The sequence below is a fragment of the Kitasatospora sp. NPDC001095 genome, from assembly GCF_053598615.1.
Map to the genome: position 1 here is coordinate 100,077 of NZ_JBSFKQ010000015.1, position 19,577 is coordinate 119,653.

19 protein-coding genes are annotated in these 19,577 nt (G+C 74.5%); 9 read left to right on the forward strand and 10 right to left on the reverse strand.

Going from position 1 to position 19,577, the window contains the following annotated elements:
* The first annotated feature begins 164 nt into the window (after positions 1-164).
* From ACWDBB_RS16210 to ACWDBB_RS16220, 3 genes are all read left to right on the forward strand, one after another.
* Positions 165-1,400 (forward strand): styrene monooxygenase/indole monooxygenase family protein, encoded by a 1,236-nt coding sequence (locus tag ACWDBB_RS16210; RefSeq protein ID WP_449790180.1) that lies wholly within the window; start codon positions 165-167, stop codon positions 1,398-1,400.
* Between the two features lie 245 nt (positions 1,401-1,645).
* The gene (locus ACWDBB_RS16215; RefSeq protein WP_449790181.1) at positions 1,646-1,855 is read left to right on the forward strand and encodes a transposase; all 210 of its coding nucleotides are present in this window, start codon (positions 1,646-1,648) and stop codon (positions 1,853-1,855) included.
* A gap of 429 nt (positions 1,856-2,284) precedes the next feature.
* Positions 2,285-2,818 carry a hypothetical protein gene (locus tag ACWDBB_RS16220; RefSeq protein ID WP_449790182.1) on the forward strand — a complete coding sequence of 178 codons (534 nt, stop codon included), beginning with the start codon at positions 2,285-2,287 and terminating at the stop codon, positions 2,816-2,818.
* 27 nt (positions 2,819-2,845) lie between these two features.
* Here the strand turns inward: ACWDBB_RS16220 and ACWDBB_RS16225 are convergent, their stop codons facing one another.
* The 5 genes from ACWDBB_RS16225 to ACWDBB_RS16245 all read right to left on the reverse strand — a co-directional run bounded on the left by ACWDBB_RS16225 (position 2,846) and on the right by ACWDBB_RS16245 (position 6,985).
* Positions 2,846-3,505: a thiaminase II/PqqC family protein gene (locus ACWDBB_RS16225; RefSeq protein ID WP_449790183.1), complete on the reverse strand. Its 660-nt coding sequence runs from the start codon at positions 3,503-3,505 to the stop codon at positions 2,846-2,848.
* 187 nt (positions 3,506-3,692) lie between these two features.
* The gene (locus ACWDBB_RS16230) at positions 3,693-4,088 is read right to left on the reverse strand and encodes a hypothetical protein (RefSeq protein WP_449790184.1); all 396 of its coding nucleotides are present in this window, start codon (positions 4,086-4,088) and stop codon (positions 3,693-3,695) included.
* A 223-nt stretch (positions 4,089-4,311) separates the two neighbouring features.
* The gene (locus ACWDBB_RS16235) at positions 4,312-5,217 is read right to left on the reverse strand and encodes a ketopantoate reductase family protein (protein ID WP_449790219.1); all 906 of its coding nucleotides are present in this window, start codon (positions 5,215-5,217) and stop codon (positions 4,312-4,314) included.
* Between the two features lie 554 nt (positions 5,218-5,771).
* The gene (locus ACWDBB_RS16240; protein ID WP_449790185.1) at positions 5,772-6,362 is read right to left on the reverse strand and encodes a hypothetical protein; all 591 of its coding nucleotides are present in this window, start codon (positions 6,360-6,362) and stop codon (positions 5,772-5,774) included.
* Between the two features lie 131 nt (positions 6,363-6,493).
* Positions 6,494-6,985, reverse strand: a complete 492-nt coding sequence (locus ACWDBB_RS16245) for a hypothetical protein (RefSeq protein WP_449790186.1) — start codon at positions 6,983-6,985, stop codon at positions 6,494-6,496.
* A 643-nt stretch (positions 6,986-7,628) separates the two neighbouring features.
* Between ACWDBB_RS16245 and ACWDBB_RS16250 the strand changes: the two genes are divergently transcribed.
* The 3 genes from ACWDBB_RS16250 (at position 7,629) to ACWDBB_RS16260 (ending at position 11,302) form a co-directional block, all read left to right on the forward strand.
* Positions 7,629-8,393 carry an ABC transporter ATP-binding protein gene (locus ACWDBB_RS16250; protein WP_449790220.1) on the forward strand — a complete coding sequence of 255 codons (765 nt, stop codon included), beginning with the start codon at positions 7,629-7,631 and terminating at the stop codon, positions 8,391-8,393.
* Between the two features lie 5 nt (positions 8,394-8,398).
* The gene (locus tag ACWDBB_RS16255) at positions 8,399-9,790 is read left to right on the forward strand and encodes an FtsX-like permease family protein (RefSeq protein ID WP_449790187.1); all 1,392 of its coding nucleotides are present in this window, start codon (positions 8,399-8,401) and stop codon (positions 9,788-9,790) included.
* Positions 9,791-9,985: 195 nt separating this feature from the next.
* A complete protein-coding gene (locus tag ACWDBB_RS16260; protein ID WP_449790188.1) occupies positions 9,986-11,302 on the forward strand; it encodes a sensor histidine kinase in 1,317 nt (438 codons plus the stop codon).
* Positions 11,303-11,342: 40 nt separating this feature from the next.
* Here ACWDBB_RS16260 and ACWDBB_RS16265 read toward each other — a convergent pair whose 3' ends face one another.
* Positions 11,343-12,008: a response regulator gene (locus ACWDBB_RS16265; protein ID WP_449790189.1), complete on the reverse strand. Its 666-nt coding sequence runs from the start codon at positions 12,006-12,008 to the stop codon at positions 11,343-11,345.
* Positions 12,009-12,090: 82 nt separating this feature from the next.
* Here ACWDBB_RS16265 and ACWDBB_RS16270 point away from each other — a divergent pair, with 82 nt between their 5' ends.
* Both ACWDBB_RS16270 and ACWDBB_RS16275 read left to right on the forward strand, forming a co-directional pair.
* Positions 12,091-12,663, forward strand: coding sequence for a MarR family winged helix-turn-helix transcriptional regulator (locus tag ACWDBB_RS16270; protein WP_449790190.1), 573 nt, complete (start codon positions 12,091-12,093; stop codon positions 12,661-12,663).
* Positions 12,660-14,216 (forward strand): MFS transporter, encoded by a 1,557-nt coding sequence (locus ACWDBB_RS16275; RefSeq protein WP_449790191.1) that lies wholly within the window; start codon positions 12,660-12,662, stop codon positions 14,214-14,216. Before ACWDBB_RS16270 ends, ACWDBB_RS16275 begins: the two co-directional genes overlap by 4 nt.
* Positions 14,217-14,661: 445 nt before the next feature.
* On the opposite strand, the gene ACWDBB_RS16280 is transcribed toward ACWDBB_RS16275, so the two are convergent.
* From ACWDBB_RS16280 to ACWDBB_RS16290, 3 genes are all read right to left on the reverse strand, one after another.
* Positions 14,662-15,660 carry a ScbA/BarX family gamma-butyrolactone biosynthesis protein gene (locus ACWDBB_RS16280; RefSeq protein ID WP_449790192.1) on the reverse strand — a complete coding sequence of 333 codons (999 nt, stop codon included), beginning with the start codon at positions 15,658-15,660 and terminating at the stop codon, positions 14,662-14,664.
* Positions 15,661-15,865: 205 nt separating this feature from the next.
* On the reverse strand, positions 15,866-16,189 hold the full coding sequence (locus ACWDBB_RS16285; RefSeq protein WP_449790193.1) for a hypothetical protein: 324 nt from the start codon (positions 16,187-16,189) through the stop codon (positions 15,866-15,868).
* A gap of 197 nt (positions 16,190-16,386) precedes the next feature.
* Positions 16,387-17,142 (reverse strand): TioE family transcriptional regulator, encoded by a 756-nt coding sequence (locus ACWDBB_RS16290; RefSeq protein ID WP_449790194.1) that lies wholly within the window; start codon positions 17,140-17,142, stop codon positions 16,387-16,389.
* Positions 17,143-17,278: 136 nt separating this feature from the next.
* Here ACWDBB_RS16290 and ACWDBB_RS16295 point away from each other — a divergent pair, with 136 nt between their 5' ends.
* Entirely contained in the window at positions 17,279-18,466 is a 1,188-nt protein-coding gene (locus ACWDBB_RS16295) for an erythromycin esterase family protein (RefSeq protein WP_449790195.1), read from the forward strand.
* On the opposite strand, the gene ACWDBB_RS16300 is transcribed toward ACWDBB_RS16295, so the two are convergent.
* Positions 18,352-19,521, reverse strand: a complete 1,170-nt coding sequence (locus tag ACWDBB_RS16300; protein WP_449790196.1) for a LysR family transcriptional regulator — start codon at positions 19,519-19,521, stop codon at positions 18,352-18,354. The genes ACWDBB_RS16295 and ACWDBB_RS16300 overlap by 115 nt on opposite strands.
* Positions 19,522-19,577 lie beyond the last annotated feature (56 nt).

Genomic DNA, 19,577 nt, shown 5'->3' on the forward strand with positions numbered 1-19,577 from the left:
CGGATCGGACACCGTGCCGACTCCCGTACCGGCTCCCGCGCCGGACACCGCGCCGGACACCGCTCCGACTTTCGAACCGGTGTGCCCGTACCGGTGACCGGAGCGTGCCCGCTCGACTACTGTGCCTGCTTGACGGGCCATCAGTGGATCACCGGGAGGAAACCGTGCGCCGGATCGCCGTTGTCGGAGCGGGCCAGGCAGGCCTCCAGCTCGCGCTCGGGCTGGTGGCGGACGGGTACCGGGTGACGCTGGTCGCCGAGCGCACCCCGGAGCAGCTGCGCGGCGGCCGGGTGCTGTCCACCCAGGCGATGTTCGGCCCGGCGCTGCGGATCGAGGCGGCGGCCGGGCTGGACCTCTGGGCCGAGCAGGCGCCGGCCGTCTCCTCGGTGCAGGCGGTGCTGGCGGCGCCCCCCGGCGTGCGGGCGCTGGAGTACACCATGACGCTGGACGAACCCGCCCAGTCGGTGGACCAGCGGCTCAAGCTGGCCGCCTGGCTGGAACTGCTGGCCGAGCGCGGCGGCGAGGTCGAGTACCGCACGCTGGACCGCGCCGGACTGCAGGAACTGGCCCTACGGCACGAGTTGACCGTGGTCGCGGCCGGGCGCGGCGCCCTGTCCGGGATCTTCGAGCGCGACGCCGTCCGCTCGCCCTTCGACCGGCCGCAGCGGGCACTGTCCTGCCTGTACGCCCACGGCGTCGGCTCGCCGGACCCGGCCGCCGGCCCGAGGGCCCGGATGAACGCCCTGCCCGGCCTCGGCGAGCTGTACCTGCAGCCGGCGCTCACCCTCTCCGGCCCCTGCGACATCCTGCTCTGGGAGGCGCTGCCCGGCAGCCCGCTGGACGCGTTCGGCGACGCCCCGCCGCCGGACGTCCAACTGGCCCGGATCCGCGAGCTGTTGGGCGAGTACCTGCCCTGGGAGGCGGAACTCTGGACGGAAGCCGAGCCGACCGACGCGGGGGCCGGACTGTTCGGCGCGGTCACTCCGGTGGTCCGCCGCCCGGTCGCCGAACTCGGCTCGGGCGTGGACGCCGTCCACGTGCTGGGCCTCGGCGACGCGGTGGTGGTGACCGACCCCATCACCGGACAGGGCGCCAACAACGCCGCCCGCGCGGCCGAGGCCTACCGCCAGGCCGTCGTCGAGCACGGCGACGCCCCGTACACGGCCGACTGGATGTGCCGCACCGCCGAACGGTTCTGGCAGCAACAAGCCCGCCACAGCGTGGAGTTCACAGCGGCGATGCTGACCGTTCCGGCCCACCTCCAGGACGTGTTCGCGGCCGCCGCCGAACACCCTGAAGTCGGCCGCCGGCTCGCCAACACCTACGCCGAACCCAGCGACCACGCCGCCTGGCTGGCCACCCCCGACCTGACGGCCGCCTACCTCGCCACGCTCGGCTAGCACTGCGGATTCCCCAGGACTGCGTCTGCGGGCTCCCACCGGCTGCGGCCGAGAGCCCCGTCCTGGCCTGGAGCCGTGATGACCATCCCAGGCGACATCCTGCTGTGGCTCGCTGACAGCGGATACGCCAGCGCCGCCTCCTTCGAGGAGCTCACCCACCTGCCGCTGCTGGTCTCGGTCACCAGCGAGGCTGGCCAGGCAGGACCCCGCGAAACGCCAGACCGCCCCCGGCCGGCCAGCAAGCCATGGCCGACCTCCTGGCAACCCCGACCGGCCGGGCCCAATACCGCCAGCGCAGCGCTCTCGTCGAACCGGGCTTCGCGCAGCTCTTCCAGCGGTTCGGCCGACACCTCGACTACCGCGGCCGCCGAGCCGTCGACACCGAGATCAAGCTCCTCGGCACCGTCCACAACCTCAGCAAACTCATCTCCAGCACCACACGATCCCGCTCTTGACTCCCGGCCGGGGAAAGCCGTGCGACAGCCTCGCCGCGGTCGCGCGGATGTTGCGAAACCTCCGTCGGACCCGGGCGGGGGTGAGCCTGCGGGGTCGGACGGGGCAGCGGCCGTTCTCTCGTGCTTCGTGACTCGACATCTCGAAGCGTGGAGAACGGCCGCCTCCGCTGTCTCGGGAAGAACCGCCGATCAGCAGGTCGGGTGACCTGCGAGGTTAAACGCCAAGCTGAGAGCCGGCCTGGCGCTGACGGACGGCCGGTGCTGACGGCGGGGTGTGCGGGTGGGGCGGCCGAGGACCGGGTGGGTCGGCGACGCTCGGTGGTCGGAAGGTCTCGATCTGCCAACGAGTGGGGATTCGGTGGACGGTGCGTGTGCGGTTCCTGCTTGAATCGCACGACTCATCCAAACGGAACGGAGCGTTCTCCACCCATGCCTTCACGGATACCCGGTCGCCGCCGGGCCGGCCTGGCCGGATTCGCCGGACTCGTCCTCACCGTCGGCCTGGCGCTGACCGGTTGCGACCCGTCGGCGGCCGACAGCGCCGCCACGGCCTCGGCCACGCCGACCGCGGCAACTACCACGGCCGCGGCCGCGGTGACCACTCCGCCGGCGGCTCCTGCGGCGCCGGCCCCGGTCAGCACCCCGCCGGCCGAGCCGGCGCCCGCCGCCCCGGTGGCCACGCCCCCGCCCGCGGCGCCTTCGGCCCAGCCCGGTGCCCACTCGCAGGCGCCCGCCACCAAGGCGCCGCAGCCGAAGGTGACCACCGCCCAGCCGCCGACCGACCCCGAGCCCCCCGCGGCGGCCGGGGCCGGCGCCGGGTGCGAGATCCGCTCGAACGCGGGCAACTGCTATGAGGCCGGGCAGTTCTGCCGCAACGCGGACCTGGGCAAGAGCACCCACGAGGCCGGCGGCCGGGTGATCTACTGCCGGATGGTCAGCGGGAAGCCGCACTGGCAGGCCTGAGGCCCCTCGGCCCGGGGCGGTCCGCGCTCAGATGTCGATGACGCCCAGGGTGTCCCAGAACAGGTGCTCGTAACCCTGGAGCAGCAGCCCGTACTCGCGTGCGGTGTCCATGGTCGGCTCGTCCAGCCGGCCCGGGCCCAGCGCGTCGGCGGCCTGCTGCTCCAGTTCGGGAGCGGGCCGGGCGAAGAAGTCGAAGAACGCGCAGGCCCCGTCGGAGAACCCGTACTGGTGGCGCAGGGCCTGCGCGATGGCGGCGCAGTAGCCGCCCCAGGCGGCGAAGTTGGCGACCAGGGCGACGGCCGCGGCGTCGGGCTCGCCGTTCAGGGCGAGCCAGGCGAGGTAGTGGGGGTAGGCCTGGCAACCGGGCAGCGGCGGGTGGGACTCCAGCGCGCGGCGGTCGAGGCCGACGGCGGCGCCGAGGTCGGGCAGGGTTCGTAGTGCGGCGCTCTCGCCCTCGGCCATGGTGGCGAACCAGGCGCTGACCGGCCGGTCCGCGCAGCGACCGGCGAGCAGCAGCAGGCTGCGGCGGTCGGAGCGGATGATCCGGTGCTGCTGGGCGGCGAGTTCGGCCAGGGCCGAGCGCGGCGCGGTGCCGTCGGCGAGTGCTGTGACCAGAGCGGGGGCGGTGTCGCCGGGCGCCAGTTCGGCGCGCAGGGTGTGGATCTGGTCGAGGATCGGGTGGTTCACCGGTGCCTCCGGGGTGCGGTTCGGTCCGGTGCCATTCCTACCGTCCGGCGGTGCCCGTGCGGCGGCGACAGGCCGGGCCCGGGGCGGGGACGCGCCCTCGGCCGGGCGGTGCGCCCGGCCGGGAGCCGGTCGAGTGGGCGGCCGTGAGTCGGTGGCGGCGGGTGGGTGGGGGCGGGTGCTCCGTCCGTCAGGAGTCCGCGCAGGCCTTGCCGATGTCGCCGGCGGCGTCGGTGATCGGCTTGAAGTCGGGCTGCTTGCCCTTGGAGACCCGGTCGATGGCGTCGTTGACGGCCTTGGAGAGCCGGTCGGCGGCCGCGTCGGCCTTGCCCCCGTTGTCCTGGCGGATCTTCTTCGCATCGTCGGCGACCTTCTTCAGGGCCTCGACGGTGTGGGTGCGGCGGCTGTCGTCGGTGATCTGCCCGACGTTGACCGCCGAATCCGCGAGGTCCTGGACGTCGCCGGTGAGGCTGATCGCCCGCTTTCCGCAGTCCAGGGCCTGGTCGGCGTCGCACGCTGTGAACAGCGGGGCCGCGAGGAGCAGCGCGAGCGCGGTGGCGGCCAGGCGGTACGGCTTCCTTGTCATGTCTGTATCCCTCCCACCGGGTCAACGCCGGTATGCCGTGTGGCGGTTCCGGGTGGCTGTGTGAACTGTTGGGAAAGTCCTTGCTCTCGGGGGAGGAGGTGCCCCGTCGGTTGGTCCGGGCAGGGTCAGGGCAGGGAGGGCAGAGCGGGGGCAGGGCGGGCGGGGCCGGGTGCCGGGTGTTCACCCCGGGGAGACGTCCGCGGGGTGAACACCCGGGCCGGTCCTACCGGTCGGCGGAGTCGGACAGGTCGCGCACCAGGCCGGCGATGGTCGGGACGGCCACCGCGTGCGCGTCGGCCGCCCGCAGCACGGCGCCGCCGATGGCGTCCAGCTCGGTCGGTCGGCCGGCCTCCACGTCGCGCTGCATCGAGGACTTCATCGCCTCGGGAAGGCGGTCGAAGGAGGCGAGCAGGGTCTGGGCGTCCGCCGGCGCGCCGACCGCCCGGGTGACGGCGGCGATCTCGTCCAGCACGGCGAGGAGTTCGGCCCGGTGCTCGGTGCGCACGGTGCCGATCCCGCTCGCGTGACGGGTGGTGAGCAGGGCGAACGGGGCGAGGAAGGAGAGCTTGCTCCACAGCATCGCCGTCTCGTCCTCGCGCAGCACGACGTCCAGCCCGCTGTGCCGCAGCTGCTCGGCGAACTCGGCCACGGGGGAGTCGGGTTCGGTGGTCGCGCCGAGTTCGATGGTGGCGAACGGGCTGGTGTGTTCGATCCGCCCGGGTGCCGTCCGGGTGGCCTCGACCCGGATGGTGCCGGCCACCACCCGTCCGGCCGGGTAGCGCTCGCGCAGCAGCGCCATGTGGTCCAGGCCGTTGAGCAGCGGCACCACGATCCCGGTGCCGAGCACCTGCGGGGGCATCCGGTCGAGCGCGGCGGCCAGCGCCGTCTCCTTGACCGTCACGAAGGCCGCGTCGACCGGCTCGCGCAGCTCGGTCGCGGCCTCCACCCGGGCGGTGAACTCGCCGAACCGGCCGCTGCGGACGTGCAGTCCGTCCCGCTCGATGGCGGCTGCGGTCGCCTCGCCGGCCAGGCAGACGACCCGGTGGCCGTCGCGGGCGAGCAGCCCGCCGATCAGTCCGCCGACGCCGCCCGGTCCGAGGACGGCGACGGTCAAGGGTGTGGTGGTCATGGTGACTCCCGTGGATGGATGGATGGATGGGTGGGTGGGGGCGGGTGGATGGAGGGGGCCCTCGTTGCGCAGGTAGCGCTGGAAGTCGGCCCGTCGGTCCATCGCCCGGTCGACGCCGTCCGGCAGCGGCACCACGTCCAGGTGGTACTCGACCGGGGTCCGCTCGCCGTCGGGTTCGCAGCGCCAGAGCGTACGACCCCGGGTGCCGGGCGGCCCGATCACCGCGAAGGGCGGTATGCGCCCGTCGGGTTGGACCAGCAGCAGGCCGTCGCCCCGCTCCGGGTCGAGGCCGCCCATGAGCTCGTCCTCCTCCTCCAGGAAGAGGTACGCCAGCCGGACCGGCTCGCCCGGGACGGGGAACTGCCCGATGAACACCAGGGGTTCACCGGTGGTGGGGGAGAGCGGCCAGGTGGGCTCGGTCAACCAAGAAGGCTCGCCGCCGAGTTTGGGGACGGGTGCGGTGATCGGCCGCTCGGCCGGGCGCGGGGACAGCTGCCTGCGAGGGAGGAAGGCGGCGTCGTGCGGACCGGTGGCGGTACCGGTCGGGTGGGGGATCATCCGGCGGCCCCGGCGGGGGCATGGTGCCCGGTGGGTGCTCCGTGCTCTGCGGGTGCTTCGTGCCCGGTGGGTGCGCCCTCCTCGGCGGGGGCGGACAGGGAGGCGTAGTCGAAGGCGGACGGCTTCTCGCGGCGCGGCTTGCGACCCGGGGCGGGCGGTAGGCGCCGGGGGCCGGGCGCCCGGTGGAGGAAGAGCGCTCCATGGCGGAGGTTGCCGCCGCCGGGATCGGGCACCGGCAGGCCCTCGGCGCGCAGCGCCTCGACCAGCTCGTGCGCCGGCCGACCCAGCAGGTCGATCCCGTGGTAGCCGACCGGGCAGGCGGGGCGGTCGTCGCTCGGGTTCCGGCCGACCGTGACGGAGTGGAGGCGGTCGTGGTCGTCGGCGCCGATGGTGACGCTCACCCCGGGCAGCTCGAAGGCCAGCGCCCAGGAGCAGCCGCAGACGAAGGTGCTCCGCACCCCGTCGGGCAGCAGGCCGGCGTGCGGGGCCAGCAGCGCGCGCACCTCCGCCTCGGTGAGGCCGAAGCGGAGCTCGGGCAGCGGGGCGGGCAGGCCGACGCCGCGACCGGGCAGCAGGTCGATGGTCACCTGATCATGATCGCCCGTCAGGCGGACGGTCGAGGAGCCGGGGGGTGGAAGAGCCGGGGGGGAAGAGGCGGGCAGATCGCGTTCGACCACTGACGGCGTCCGGAAGTGACCGCAGGCGGGCTCTCGCCGGGTCAGATGACCTCGGCCTGACCCGGGGTGACGCAGTAGGAGTACTCGCCGACCTCCACGGTGTAGCCCTTCGGTGGTTCCAGGGATGTCGTCCACCAGATCCCGGTGATCTCCCCTACGGCCGTCGTCTCGCCCGGGGAGTCCGACTCGATGCGGATTCGGACGCGGGTTCCTTCGGGCAGGTCGCTGCGATAACGGGGCGGCATTCCGGGATGAAGCCCTCCCCGGGAGACAAGGAACTCTGGCCGTAGTCCCCAGGGCCTGCCGTCCTCGGTCTCCACCGAGTAGAACGGTCCGACGTAGCCGTCGCGCTCGTCCTGCTCGATGACACACCCGATGATCACACCGCGGCTGCCCACGATCTCCGGCCCGAGCCAGCCCAGCTCCTGCATGGGTGGATTCGGCGTCGTCAGTTCCACCAACTCGCCGTAGGCCAGAGTGGCTCGCTCGGGCCAGGGAGTCTCGTCCAACAGCCACCGTTGCTCGACCGTCATGGGCGCCTCTTGTTCGTGGCCTCGGTTGACCCACTGCAGTCTAACGGCGAAGCGGTTGGCCGAAGTGGCCTGGTCAGCCCTCCAGCCGCGTGCTCAGAAGACTTCGTTCACTGCCACATCGGATCTACTCGTCCAGGGTGCGGAAGGCGACGGCTGTGCGGCGAGGGGGAGCGCGCGGATGGCGGTGGACGAACGACTGGCGGCGGACGCGCCCCTTGTGGCGGTGGTCCGGGCGCGGGACGTCGACGCGGTGTGGGAGGCGCTCTGCGCCGGTGCGGACCCGGACGCCCGCACCACGGACGGGCTGCCCCTGCTGTGGGCGGCTGTGGACGGCTTCGACCACGAGGTCGCCGCCGTCCTGGTCAAGCACGGCGCCGACCCGGACCGTCCGCTGCCCGACGGGACGACCCCGTTGCTGCGCGCCGTGGACCTCGGCTCCCCGGCGCTGGTCGGGGCGGTCCTCGGCAAGGACCCGGCGCTGCGACTGCCCGCCGCGGCCCGCGCACGGCTGCTCGCACTGGCCAGGTCCTCTCCGAGGGGGTTTAGCACCACCTGCGGGGTTCGGTTTCCCGAACCCCGGATTCGGGTGCCAGCACAATCGATCTCCCGGCCCCGGACGCCCACGATGGAGGGCATGAACGGGATGACGACAGCCGCCGCCACGGTGGCGCACGACGGAGTGACGGGCTCCGCCCTGAGCGCGGCCGGGCTGCACCGGGAGTACGGGCGCGGCGTGGCGGCGGTACGGGCGCTGCGCGGGGTCTCGGTAGCCTTCGCACCGGGGACGTTCACGGCGGTGATGGGGCCGTCGGGATCCGGCAAGACCACCCTGCTGCACTGCCTGGCCGGCATGGACCGCCCCACCAGGGGCACCGTGCGGTGGGGCGACACCGAGGTGTCCGGGCTGCCCGAGCGGCGGCTGGCGGAGCTGCGCCGCACCCGGGTGGGGTTCGTGTTCCAGGCCTTCAACCTGATGTCCGCGATGACGGTCGCGCAGAACGTCGAACTGCCGGGGCGGCTGGCCGGGCGGCCGCCGGAGCGGGCCCGGGTGCGCGAGGCGCTGGCCCGGGTCGGGCTGGCCGGGCGCGAGCGGCAGCGGCCCGGGCAGCTGTCGGGCGGTCAGCAGCAGCGGGTGGCGATAGCCAGGGCGTTGGTCTCCCGGCCGGAGGTGCTGTTCGCCGACGAGCCGACCGGCGCGCTGGACCGTGCCACCGGGCAGGCCGTCCTGGCCCTGCTTCGCGCGGGCGTCGACGCCGACGGGCAGACGTGCGTGATGGTCACCCACGACCCGGTCGCCGCCGGGTACGCGGACCGGGTGCTGCTGCTGGCCGACGGCCTGCTGGTGGACGAGCTAACCAGGCCGACGGCCGCACAGGTCGGCGAGCGGCTGAGCCGGTTGGGAGGGTGAGCGCGATGAACAGTCCCGTACTGAGTCTCTCGGCGGGGCAGATCCGTCGCCGACCGGCCTCCTTCGCCGGGCTGGGGACGGCACTGTTCCTGGCGGTGGCGGCGGTGACGCTGTTCGGTTCGCTGGTCGCCGCACAGGTCACGGCGCCGGACGCGGCGAAGCGGGCGGCGGTCCCCGGGCCGGGGCTGGTGCTGATCGCCGGGGCGTTCGGCGAGATCGCCGTCCTGGTCGCGCTGTTCGTGGTCGTCAACGCGCTCGGCTTCACCCTGCGCCAGCAGCACCGCGACCTCGCGCTGCTGCGCACCGTCGCGGCGACGCCCCGTCAGGTGCGCAGGGTGGTCCGCGCGCAGGTGGCGGTGACGGTCCTGCTGGTGGCCGTGCCCGGCGGCCTGGTGGGATTCCTCGCCGCCCGGGCGTTCCTCGCCGCACTCCAGGAGCGCGGCATGGCCGCACCGGGGCTGCGGATACCCGGGGCGCCGGTGCCGGCGCTGATCGGCATCGGGGTGGCGCTGCTGGTCGGCCTGGCGGCCACCGCCGTGGCGGCCCGCCGGATCACCGGGCCGGCCCCGGCCGTCGCGCTGGCCGGGGGCGGCGGCGGGCCACGGCGGACGGGAGTGCCGCGGCTGCTCGCCGGGCTGGCGGTGCTCGCGGGCGGTGGGCTGCTGCTGCGACTGGCGGCGAGCCGACCGGCCGGAGAGCTGGACAAGGCGGGGCAGGCCTCGCTGCTCGGCTCGCTGGTGCTGCTGGTCGCAGTCGGACTGCTGGCGCCGGTCGCGGCGCGGGGCCTGGCAGCCGTGCTCGGCGCCCCGGTGCGGATGCTGGCGCCCAGGACCGGCTGGCTGGCGGACGCCAACCTGCGCGGCTACGCGGCCCGGCTCTCCTCGGCGGTGGTGCCGGTCGCGCTGCTTGTGGGGCTCTCCGGCACCATGCTGGTGCTCACCAGCACGGCCGAGTACGTCGCCCGGGAGACGGGTGCCGCGACCAGCGTCACCAAGGCGAGCGACATCTGGCTGCGCGAGATGGAACTCGGGCTGCTGGTCTGCTTCGCGGCGGTCTCCACGGTCAACACCCTGGTGGCGCTCACCGCCGACCGGCGCCGCGAGTTCGCGCTGCTGCGCCTGGTCGGGGCGACGAGGCGGCAGCTGCTGCGGATGCTCTCCGTGGAGGCGGTCTTGACCACGGCGATCGGTGTGCTGCTGGGGGCGGCGGTGGCGGCCGCGGCCTCGGGGGCGTTCAGCCTGGCGGTGACGGGCTCGGCGGCGCCGGTCGTACCGGGAGCGGCGTGCGCCCGGGTGGTGCTGGGGGCGGCGGTGCTCACGGTTCCGGGGATCGTCGGCACGGGGCTGTGGGCGGTCGGCGGCTCGGCGGTGGAGGCGACGGGCGGGGAACGGGGGTGAGGCGGGGGGAGGTAGCAGGCGGTGTCGACGGCGGGCCGCGCACGGCGGGCCGGGGAAGTGGGCCGGGCACGGTGTCGGTGGACCGGCTGTCCGGTGGGTCGTGAGCGAGGAAGGGCAGGTGAGTGGGTGGTTCCCGTGGTGCCCGTGGTTCCTGGTGGATGCTGGGGGCCGGTCGGCGGGTGAGTGGTGAGGTGGATGGTGGCTGAGCGGCAGCGGTATCGGTCGGTGCGCGGCGGTGAACTGGCCTTCGCGGTGCTCGGGTTGCCGCTCGGGGTGCTCGGCGGGGTGTACGCGGTCGCCGTCCTCTACGCCGGTGCGCTGCTCTCGCTCACCGTGCTGGGCCTGCCCTTCGTGGTCGCCGCGCTGCTCGGGGCGACGCGGCTCGGCGGGCTGCACCGGTGGCTGGTCGGGCGGCTGCTCGGGGAGGAGGTGCCCGCACCGCCGCCGCTGCCGCGTCCGTCCGGGGCGTTCGCCCGGGGCCGGGCGGTGCTGACCGATCCGGCGGCCTGGCGGACGCTGCTCTACCTGCTCCTGCGGCTGCCGCTGGGCGTGCTCGGCTTCCTCGCCGTGGTCGGACTGCCGCTCGGCAGCGTCTGGCTGGTGGGCTTCCCGCTCTGGGCGCGGATGATGGAGCCGGGCCCGAGGTCGACCGGTCTGCTGGACCTCAGTGCGATCCCGGCCGGCCTCGCGGTGCTGGCCGTCGTCCCCGCCGTGGTGCGAACGCTCGCCGGGGCGGACCGTACGCTGGCCCGCACCCTGCTCGGGCCGGTGCGCTCGCAGCAGCGGGTGCGTCAGCTGGAGGAGGCCCGGGCCACCCTGCTGGCCGACAGCACCGATCGGCTGCGCCGCCTGGAACGCGACCTGCACGACGGCACCCAGGCGCAACTGGTCGCGCTCGCCATCACACTGTCCCTGGCCGACGACGCGCTGGGGAACGGCCCGGTGGGTGAGACCGCGGTGGATGAGACCGCGGTGGGTGAGGGGGCGGCGGGCCGGGCCGGCCCCGGGAGGAGCGGCCCGCTCGGCGCGGCCGGGCCCGACCTCGGGCGGCTGCGCACCCTGCTCGACCGGGCTCGCGGGCAGGCAGACGACACCATCACCGGCCTGCGTCGGCTGACCCGGGGCATCCACCCGGTGGCGCTGGACGGCGGACTGGCCGAGGCGCTGCCGGGTCTGACCGCCACCTCGCCGGTGCCGGTCGACGTCCGGCTGGACCTGCGGGAGCGTCCCGAGGAGGTGATCGAGCGGGCCGTCTACTTCTGCGCGGCCGAGTTGCTGACCAACGTGGCCAAGCACAGCGGCGCGCGGTCGGCGGAGCTGAGCGTGACGGCGGCCGACGGGAGGGTCCGGCTGACCGTGCGCGACGACGGACACGGCGGGGCCGCGATCGGGACGGGCACCGGGCTGGCCGGCCTGGCCGAGCGGCTCGCGGCCGTGGACGGAAGGCTGCGGGTGGACAGCCCGGCCGGCGGGCCGACGGTGGTCAGCGCCGACCTGCCCGGCCGGCTCTGACGGGCGGGCACGGGCCCGAGCCCTCGGGGCCGCGTCCGATTCAGGCGCCGCTCTCCGCGAGGTAGGCGAGCACGGCCTTGACCCGCCGGTTGTCCGCGTCGGTCGCGGGCAGCTCGAACTTGCCGAACACGGCGGCGACGTGTTTCTCCACCGCCCGCTCCGAGACCACCAGCAGCGTGGCGATCGAGCGGTTGGAGTGCCCCTGCGCCATCAGCTCCAGCACCTCCCGCTCGCGCGGGGTGAGCGCGTCCACCCGGTTGCGCCGCCCGCCGTGCATCAGGCCGTCGACGATCTCCGGGTCGAGGGCCGTGCCGCCCGCGGCGACCCGGTGCAGGGCGTCCACGAACTCGGAGGTGCGGGCCACGCGTTCCTTGAGCAGGTAGCCGATGCCGGCGGCGCCGTCGGCCAGCAGCCGGGCCGCCCAGGCGGTCTCGACGTGCTGGGAGAAGACCAGGATGCCGACCTCGGGCAGCGCGGCCCGGATCTCCACCGCGGCCCGGATGCCCTCGTCGGTGTGGGTGGGCGGCATCCGGATGTCCACCACGGCCACGTCGGGCCGGTGCCCGGTGACGGCGGCGACCAGCTCGGGCGCCGTCCCGGCGGTGGCGACCACGGCGCATCCCCGGGCGGTGAGGAGTTCGACCATGCCGTCCCGGAGGATCACCGAGTCCTCGGCGAGGACGACGCGGAGCTGCTTGTCGATCATGCCGTCATTATCCGGTCCGGGGCTCCGGAGAATCCTTCAGTCTAGACTGTACAGTCCAGACTGATGAAACTACCGTGGAGCCGTGACCGTGAAGCGAACCGCCCGCGCCGCCACCGCGGCCCGCAACGCCCCGCCCGAGCCTGTCGCGTCCGCCGAGACCGCCGAGACCGCCGAGTTCACGGGATCCGCCGAGCCCGCGGAGGTCGCCCGGACCGGCGCCTCCGTGGTTCCCGACACTGCGGCGTCGGCCGCCCGTGAGCTGCGCGCCGTGTTCAGCCGGTTGCGCCGCACCCTCCGGGAGACCGGCGGCTCCAGCGACCTGACCCCGTCCCAGACCGCCGTGCTCAGTCGGCTGATCGGTGACGGTCCGGCCTCCGCCAGTGCGCTGGCCGCCGCCGAGCGGGTCCGTCCGCAGTCGATGGCCGCCACCCTCGCCGCGCTCGAACAGCACGGACTGGTCGGACGGCGCCCCGACCCCGAGGACGGGCGCCGTCAGCTGGTCAGCCTCACCGAGGCCGGCCTGGCGTACGTCGCGGACAGCCGCCAGGCCCGCCAGGAGTGGCTGACTATGGCCATGGCGCAGCACTACACCGAGGCCGAGCGTGCCACCATGCTGGAGGCACTGGCCCTGATGGACCGGTTGAACCGGCGATGACCGGCCCGGCCGCTCTGCTGGCCCGGCTCCTTCCCCGCCGTCCGCAGCCCGCTCAGGACGGCGGGTTCGACCGCCGACTGATCGCACCGATGGTGCTCGGCTCGGTGCTCAACCCGATCAACTCGTCGATGATCGCGGTGGCCCTGGTGCCCGTGGGCGCCGCCTTCGGTGCGCCGCCCGCCGAGACCGCCTGGCTGGTCACCGCGCTCTACCTGGCCACCGCCGTCGGTCAGCCGGTGATCGGGCGGCTGGTGGACACCCACGGCCCGCGCCGGCTCTACCTCGCCGGGACGGCGCTGGTCGGCCTCGCCGGGCTGCTCGGCGCGCTCGCCCCGTCGCTCGGGCTGCTGATCGCCGCCCGGGTGCTGCTCGGGCTGGGCACCTCCGCGGCCTACCCCGCCGCGATGCACCTGACCCGCGGCGAGGCCGAGCGGACCGGGCGGTCCAGCCCCACCGGGGTGCTGACGGTCCTGGCCGTCGCCAACCAGACCGTCGCCGTGGTCGGCCCCACACTCGGCGGGCTGCTGATCGGCGCGGGCGGCTGGCGGACGGTCTTCGCCGTCAACGTCCCGCTGTCGCTGGCCTGTCTGGCGCTCGGCGCCGCCCGGCTGCCCGTCACCGAGCGCCACCCCGACGGCGACAACGGCTCCCGTCCCGACCGTCCCGAAGGCCCTGAAGGCCCCGACCGCCCCGACGGCCCCGACCGCCCCGACGGCCCGGAGCGCCCCGACGGCCCGGAGCGCCCCGCCCGTCCGGAGCGCCCCGAAGGCCCCGCCCGCCCGGAGCGCCTCGACCACGCCGGGATCGCACTGTTCGCCGTCCTCCTGCTCGCCCTGATGCTGTTCCTGATGACGCCCGACCCGGCGCGCTGGTACCTGCCGGCGCTCGCCGTCCTGGCGGCCGTCGCCTTCACCGTCCGCGAGCGGCGGGCCCGTAACCCCTTCATCGACCTGCGGGCGCTCGCCGCCAACCGCCCGCTGATCGCCACCTACCTGCGCCAGGTCCTCGGCTACACCGCTGTCTACGCCTTCCTCTACGGCTACACCCAGTGGCTGGAGGAGGGGCGCGGCCTGTCGGCCGCCACCACCGGACTGGTGCTGCTGCCGCTCTCGCTGACCGCGCTCACGGCCGCCGGCCTCAGCGGCCGCAGCCCGGGCGTGCGCGGCAAGCTGCTGGTCGGTTCCGTCTGCCAGATCGCCTCCTGCGCCGCCCTGTTGCTGGTGCACGCGAGCAGCCCGGGCGCCCTGCTGATCGCGGTCGGGGTACTGGCGGGCGCCTCCCAGGGGCTGATCGGGCTCGGCACCCAGACCGCTCTCTACCACCAGGCCGACCCGGCCGCCATCGCCTCGGCGGCCGGGCTGCTGCGCACCTTCATGTACCTCGGGGCCATGGCGGCCTCGGCCGCGAACGCCGCCTTCTTCCCGCACGGCGCCACCACGGGTGGGCTGCACCACCTCGCGCTGTTCATGCTCGGTGGAGCGGCTCTGCTCTTTCTCCTCACGCTGCCGGACCGTTCCCTCGGCCGATTGGGAAAGCCGCCGACGGAACAGTGACGATGGATCGGCTGGACCTGGTCACGAGGCCTGGCGGCAGGTGCACACCACTTCGGGAGGCGCCTCGCCCGGGCCGTGGTCGATGGCCATGAGAACGGGTTCTGGTCCAAGCTCTGTGACGAGGTGACAGTGAGTGTTGTCGGCCGCATGTGATTGGGTGCGCGGAGAGTTCTGCAGCCGGATCGGCTCATCTCGGGCGGGCGCGGGTTCCCGTATCGGGCGCGGATGCCTGGGGAGAGCTCGACGGCCTCGGCCAGGTGGGCGTCCCGGGTGAGTTCGTGCAGCGTGCGCCGATCGTTTGACCCGTGCGCCTCGTCCAGCGTTCCTCGTCCGGCCAGTCGCGAACCGGGCAAGCCGTCGGCATGTGGACGGCCCGCCGGACCGGGAGGGTCGGGCGGGCCGTTCGGGCGGTGCGGCGGTGGTAGCGGGGTCGGTGGTGGCCGGGTCAGTGGTGGTCCGGGTGGTCGGTGAGCACGGTGGTGAAGATCGGCTTGCCGTGCTGGTGGCCGGTCACCGTGATGGTGACGGCGTCCGGGGTGTCACCGGGGGTGTGCCGGGCGGTGATCGTGGTGGGGGCGTCGTGTTCGGCGTACCGGTGGAAGGTGGTGGCCGCGGCGGCCGGGGTGATGGTGGCCGGGCTGATCAGCGCGTTGGCCGCCTGTCGGGCCGCCTCCAGCAGCACCATGCCGGGCATGTGGTCGTTGGCGTGGTCGAAGAGGGTCGGGTGCCGGAAGTCGGGGGTGAGGTGCCAGCTTCCGGGGGCGTCCGCCGGGGTCAGCACGACGTCGCACGGGCGGAGTCGGCCGACCCGGGCTGGCGGGAGCGGTTCGGCGGTCACGAGCGGTGCCGACGGGTGCTCGGCGTCGTGGCGTCCCTGGCGCAGCCGCTGGTAGGTGGAGTCCGGGACGGTGGTGAAGCGGGTGTGCCCGGTGGCGGCGAGCTGCGGGCCCCGTCGGACGACGGTTTCCAGCGTGAAGTCGACCGCGGTGCCGGAGCGGCGCGGCCGGGCGAGGAGCTGGACGTCGAGGGTGAGGTCGGTCGGCGCGGCACCGATGAGCAGCTGGTGCGGGCGGGTGGTGTAGTCGAGGTTCCACATCATGAACTTGTGGTCGAGCGGTACGCCGAACCGCGTGTGGGCGAGGTAGAGCCCGGCTTGGCGAATCGTTTCAGCAGCTTGGAGCGGGTCGTGCCGGGTGCCGTCCGGGGTGCTGAAGAAGGTGTGGGCGCGCGGCCACCGCGCGGTGACGGTGAAGGCGGTGGCCGTCAGCTGCTCGCTGCCGGTGAGGAAGACCTCGGCGCTGCAGACCCGGTGGACGTACTCCTTGGCGACGGTACTGGTCGGGCAGGGCGCCGGGGTTGTTGGTGCGGCCGGGTCGAGGAGGGGCGCGGAGTCCGTTTCGATGGCGAGGGCGGGCGTGGGCGTGCGGGAGGCAAGCAGAGTCATGGGGAGCACTCCGAGGGACCGGTGGCGGGCGGGGTGGGCTGCTCAGGGCTCGTAAGATACGTACCTACCGGTTTGGTTTTCAAGGAGACAGAACAATCGTTCGGCGGCCCGGTGTGATCGTACGGGCACGGTGAGTGGGGGCCGGGAGCTGGGTCGGACTCTCCCGGCGGATCCCGGGAGTCCGGACGAGATCACAGGCGTGGGATCAACTGTCGGGCAGGTCCGACGGCGTGCCCGGGCTCGGGTTCCGGAGGCCGTACTCCACGGCGGGGCTGGTGCCGAACACGTGCAGGACCGCCTGCCCGTCCGGCGAGACGTCCGCCACGAACAGCGCCTCGGGGCTGCCGGCCTCCACGAGTGCGCGCTGCACCGGCGCCACGGCCCGGCCGACGGACCGCTGCTCGCTCAGGGGCAGACTCCACCCCGTCCGGCTGATGCTTCCCACCACGGGGCGGGTGCGGTCGGGACGCACGGCCCGGAGGTGCGTCAGCAGCGGCTCCCAGGTGGCGAAGTCGTGGAGCGCGGGCACAGGGGTCCTCCGAACGGTACGGCGGGTCTCGCGTGGCGGGTGGTGGGTGGTGACGCGAAGGAACCCTACCGACCGTCACCGACACCGGTGGGTCCGGATCGCTCCGGGGTGGAACGGGACGAGGAGGGCTTCCGGGCCACCGCCGTGCTGGGCGGGTTCGACGGCGGCCACGACCCGCTCGACGGCGAGGACGGAGGTCAACCCCGTCGGGGCGTCTCGGGGCGCAGCCTCAGGTAGTCGTCGAGGCGGGCCGAGGCTGTGAGCATCGCCAGGCCCCGGGTGGTGAGGCGCTGCTGCCAGCCGTCGAGGGCGGCGGCCGGCTCGCCGGTGCCGCCCGCCGTGCGGATCTGCCGCAGGACGGCGGCGATGCGGTCCAACAGATAGCCGCCCCGGCGGAGCAGGTGGGCGAGTTCGGCGTCGCGGACGTCGGACGGGAGGTAGCGGCGGTGGCCGGTGGCGCGGTCCCGGGCGGGGGCGAGGATGCCGGCGGCCTCCCAGGCCCGCAGGGTCGCGGGGGTGACACCGAGCCGGTGGGCGACCTCGCCGACGGAGCGCGGGCCGGGCAGCGCGGGAAGTTCGGTTCCGGCGGTGGTGCTGCCGGTCAGGTGGGTGCTGCCGGTCGGGCGGGTGCCGCCGGTCAGGTGGCCGACGGCTTCGCGGACGGTGGCGAGGGTCTCCCGGTCGCGCAGCAACTGGGCGTGGCCCCGGTCGAGTTCGGTGAGGGCGTCGCCGATCCGGTCGGCATGGACGGCGGTCATCACCGCGGCGGCGGCCGCGCGCCCGTACGCCGGGACGAGGGCGAGGTAGGCGCGTAGGGCGGCCGCGTGCTGCTCGGTGTAGATCCGGTACCCGGTGGGCGTGCGTTCGGCGGGCGGGAGGCAGCCGTCGCGCTCGTAGTTGCGGATCGCCTGGGTCGAGATGCCGTGCTCGCGCGCGAGGTCGGCGGGTCGCATGGTCGTCTCCCGTTCCGGGCCGGTTGGGCGTGCGGGGCCGATCGATCGTTCGGGGCCGTTTGAGGCTTTCTGCCGTCGCCGAGCGCCGGTGACGGGAAAAGTCTCAACCGTTCCTTCAAGGATACGCTTGAGGTCCATGAACCAGGACATGCATGACTTCGTCACCCCGGCGTGCGAGCTTCTGGGCCTCGGTGAGCCGACCCACCAGGAGCCGGCATTCGGGCTGGTCCGCAACGAGCTGTTCGCCCGACTGGTCGACCGGGGCTTCCGGTCGATCGCCCTGGAGACCGACCGGGTCGCCGCCTTCGCCGTGGACGCCTACGTCCGGGAGGGTGTCGGCACCCTCGACTCGGTGATGCGGGACGGCTTCACCCACGGCTTCGGGGACCTCGAACCCAACCGCCGACTCGTCGCCTGGATGAGGGAGTTCAACCGGGAACGGCCGGCCGGCGAGCGACTGGCCCTGCACGGCTTCGACATCCCGACCGAGACCACCAGCGCACCCAGCCCGCGCCGCTACCTCGAACACGCCCGCGACTACCTCGGCCTCGACCTCGACCTCGAAATCGCCCGTCTGGTGGGTGAGGACGAGCGCTGGAGCCGCACGGAGGCGGTGATGGACCCGGAACAGTCGCCCGGCGGCACCGCCGAGGCGGCGCGGCTGCGCTGCCTCGCCGACGACCTCCTCCTCCAACTTGACATGCGGGCAACGGAACTGATCGCGGCGACCTCGGCCGCGGAGTGGTGCGCGGCCCGCACCCGGCTGACCGCCGGGATCGGACTGCTGCGCTACCACGCGCAGTCGGCGGTCCCGGGCCTCACGGCGAGCGACCGGATCAGCGCCCTGTCCGGCGTGCGGGACGCGCTGATGGCGCGGAACCTGCTCGACATCCGCACGGTCGAGGCCCGGCGCGGACCGACCCTGGTCTTCTCCCACAACCTGCACCTGCAACGGAACCCAAGCGCCTGGTCGTTCGGCGAACTCGACTGCCGGTGGTCGGGGGCGGGCCGCATCGTGGCCGCGCTGCTGGGCGAGCGGTACGCCTTCGTCGCCGGGAGCCTGGGGCGCAGCGAGGCGATCGGGCTGGCCGAGCCGGCACCGGGGACGTACGAGTCCCACCTGCAAGCACGCGGTGCGGTCTGGGAGTTGACGGACACGGCACTGCCGGTCGAAGCCCGTACGCGCACCGACACCGTCCCGCGGCAGGGCTACTTCCCGCTCGACCGGGAGGTGCTCGACGGCGCGGACGCGCTGCTGCACGTCGCCGATGGCGCGGCGGTGCTGCCCGCCACCGGCGGAGCGGCGGTGCCGGCCGGAGGCTGAGCGGCGGCAGGCCCGGGGTAGGCCTGCCGCAGGTGTGCCACCAGGGCGGCGGTCGGCGCTGAGGCGGGCTGCCCGGTCGACCAGGCCAGCGCGATCCGGACCCGGGGGACGGGGTCGGTCAGCGGGCGCACCCGCAGACCCGGCACCGGGCCCGGGTCCGGTACGACGGCCACCCCCAGGCCGTGCGCGGCGAGTTCGGCCAACTGCGGTGGCGCGGCCGCCTCGACGCCGACCGCCGGTTCGACACCGGCCTCGGCCAGGGCGCTCTCCAGCGCGGTGCGCAGACCGGTGCCGCGCGGGGTGCTCAGCAGGGCGTGCCCGGCGAGCGCGGCGACCGGCAGCGACCGCCAGCCGGGCGCGGAGCCGCCGGAACCGCCGGAGCCGCCGGCAGGGCCGGGGCCCGATACCGTGCCCGAGGCGTCGCCAGGGCCAGGGCCGGGGCCGGGACCAGGACCCGGGCCTCCCACGAGCGGGTGCCCCACCGCACAGGCCGCGACCAGCGGGATCTCCAGCACCGTGTGCAGGGCGAGCCCGGTCAGCGCCGACCAGCCGTCGTCGCCCTCCCGCCCGCTCGCCGGGGCGGGCAGGCCGATGACGGCGAGGTCCAGCCTGCCCTCGCGCAGGGCGGTGAGCATCCGCGCGGTGGTGTCCTCGGCGAGTGAGAAGTCGATGCCGGGGTGTTCCTGGCGGAACGCCGCGAGCGTGGTGGCGAGCCCGGGGAAGGTCCCCAGCCCGGACGGCGGGGTCAGGGCCGCCCCGGCGACCATGCCCAGTCGTACGTGCCCGCGCCGCAGTCCGCCGGACTCCTGGGCCGCGCGGTGGGCCGCCGCCGCGGAGGCGAGGGCCGCCCGGGCGTGCGGCAGCACCGCCTCGCCGGCCGGGGTGAGCCGCACGGTGCGGCCCGAGCGGTCGAGCAGTCGGTGGCCCAGCTCCCGTTCCAGCTGCCGGATCTGGGAGCTCACCCCGGGCTGGGTCAGGTGCAGCAGCTGCGCGGCCCGGGTGAAGCTGCCGTGCTGGGCGACGGTGACGAAGTACCGGAGCTGCCGCAGTTCCATAACTCCCGATCATAAGTGCCAGAACTTCCCGCTCTTGGACGGGCGTACGGTTCCGG

Excerpts from the sequence above, each read along its gene's own strand:
- ACWDBB_RS16215 (WP_449790181.1), top strand. The coding sequence starts at position 1,646 with ATGGCCGACCTCCTGGCAACCCCGACCGGCCGGGCCCAATACCGCCAG.
- ACWDBB_RS16220 (WP_449790182.1), top strand. The coding sequence starts at position 2,285 with ATGCCTTCACGGATACCCGGTCGCCGCCGGGCCGGCCTGGCCGGATTC.
- ACWDBB_RS16230 (WP_449790184.1), bottom strand. The coding sequence starts at position 4,088 with ATGACAAGGAAGCCGTACCGCCTGGCCGCCACCGCGCTCGCGCTGCTC.
- ACWDBB_RS16235 (WP_449790219.1), bottom strand. The coding sequence starts at position 5,217 with ATGACCACCACACCCTTGACCGTCGCCGTCCTCGGACCGGGCGGCGTC.
- ACWDBB_RS16245 (WP_449790186.1), bottom strand. The coding sequence starts at position 6,985 with ATGACGGTCGAGCAACGGTGGCTGTTGGACGAGACTCCCTGGCCCGAG.
- ACWDBB_RS16250 (WP_449790220.1), top strand. The coding sequence starts at position 7,629 with ATGACGACAGCCGCCGCCACGGTGGCGCACGACGGAGTGACGGGCTCC.
- ACWDBB_RS16255 (WP_449790187.1), top strand. The coding sequence starts at position 8,399 with ATGAACAGTCCCGTACTGAGTCTCTCGGCGGGGCAGATCCGTCGCCGA.
- ACWDBB_RS16260 (WP_449790188.1), top strand. The coding sequence starts at position 9,986 with ATGGTGGCTGAGCGGCAGCGGTATCGGTCGGTGCGCGGCGGTGAACTG.
- ACWDBB_RS16265 (WP_449790189.1), bottom strand. The coding sequence starts at position 12,008 with ATGATCGACAAGCAGCTCCGCGTCGTCCTCGCCGAGGACTCGGTGATC.
- ACWDBB_RS16275 (WP_449790191.1), top strand. The coding sequence starts at position 12,660 with ATGACCGGCCCGGCCGCTCTGCTGGCCCGGCTCCTTCCCCGCCGTCCG.
- ACWDBB_RS16280 (WP_449790192.1), bottom strand. The coding sequence starts at position 15,660 with ATGACTCTGCTTGCCTCCCGCACGCCCACGCCCGCCCTCGCCATCGAA.
- ACWDBB_RS16290 (WP_449790194.1), bottom strand. The coding sequence starts at position 17,142 with ATGCGACCCGCCGACCTCGCGCGCGAGCACGGCATCTCGACCCAGGCG.
- ACWDBB_RS16295 (WP_449790195.1), top strand. The coding sequence starts at position 17,279 with ATGAACCAGGACATGCATGACTTCGTCACCCCGGCGTGCGAGCTTCTG.
- ACWDBB_RS16300 (WP_449790196.1), bottom strand. The coding sequence starts at position 19,521 with ATGGAACTGCGGCAGCTCCGGTACTTCGTCACCGTCGCCCAGCACGGC.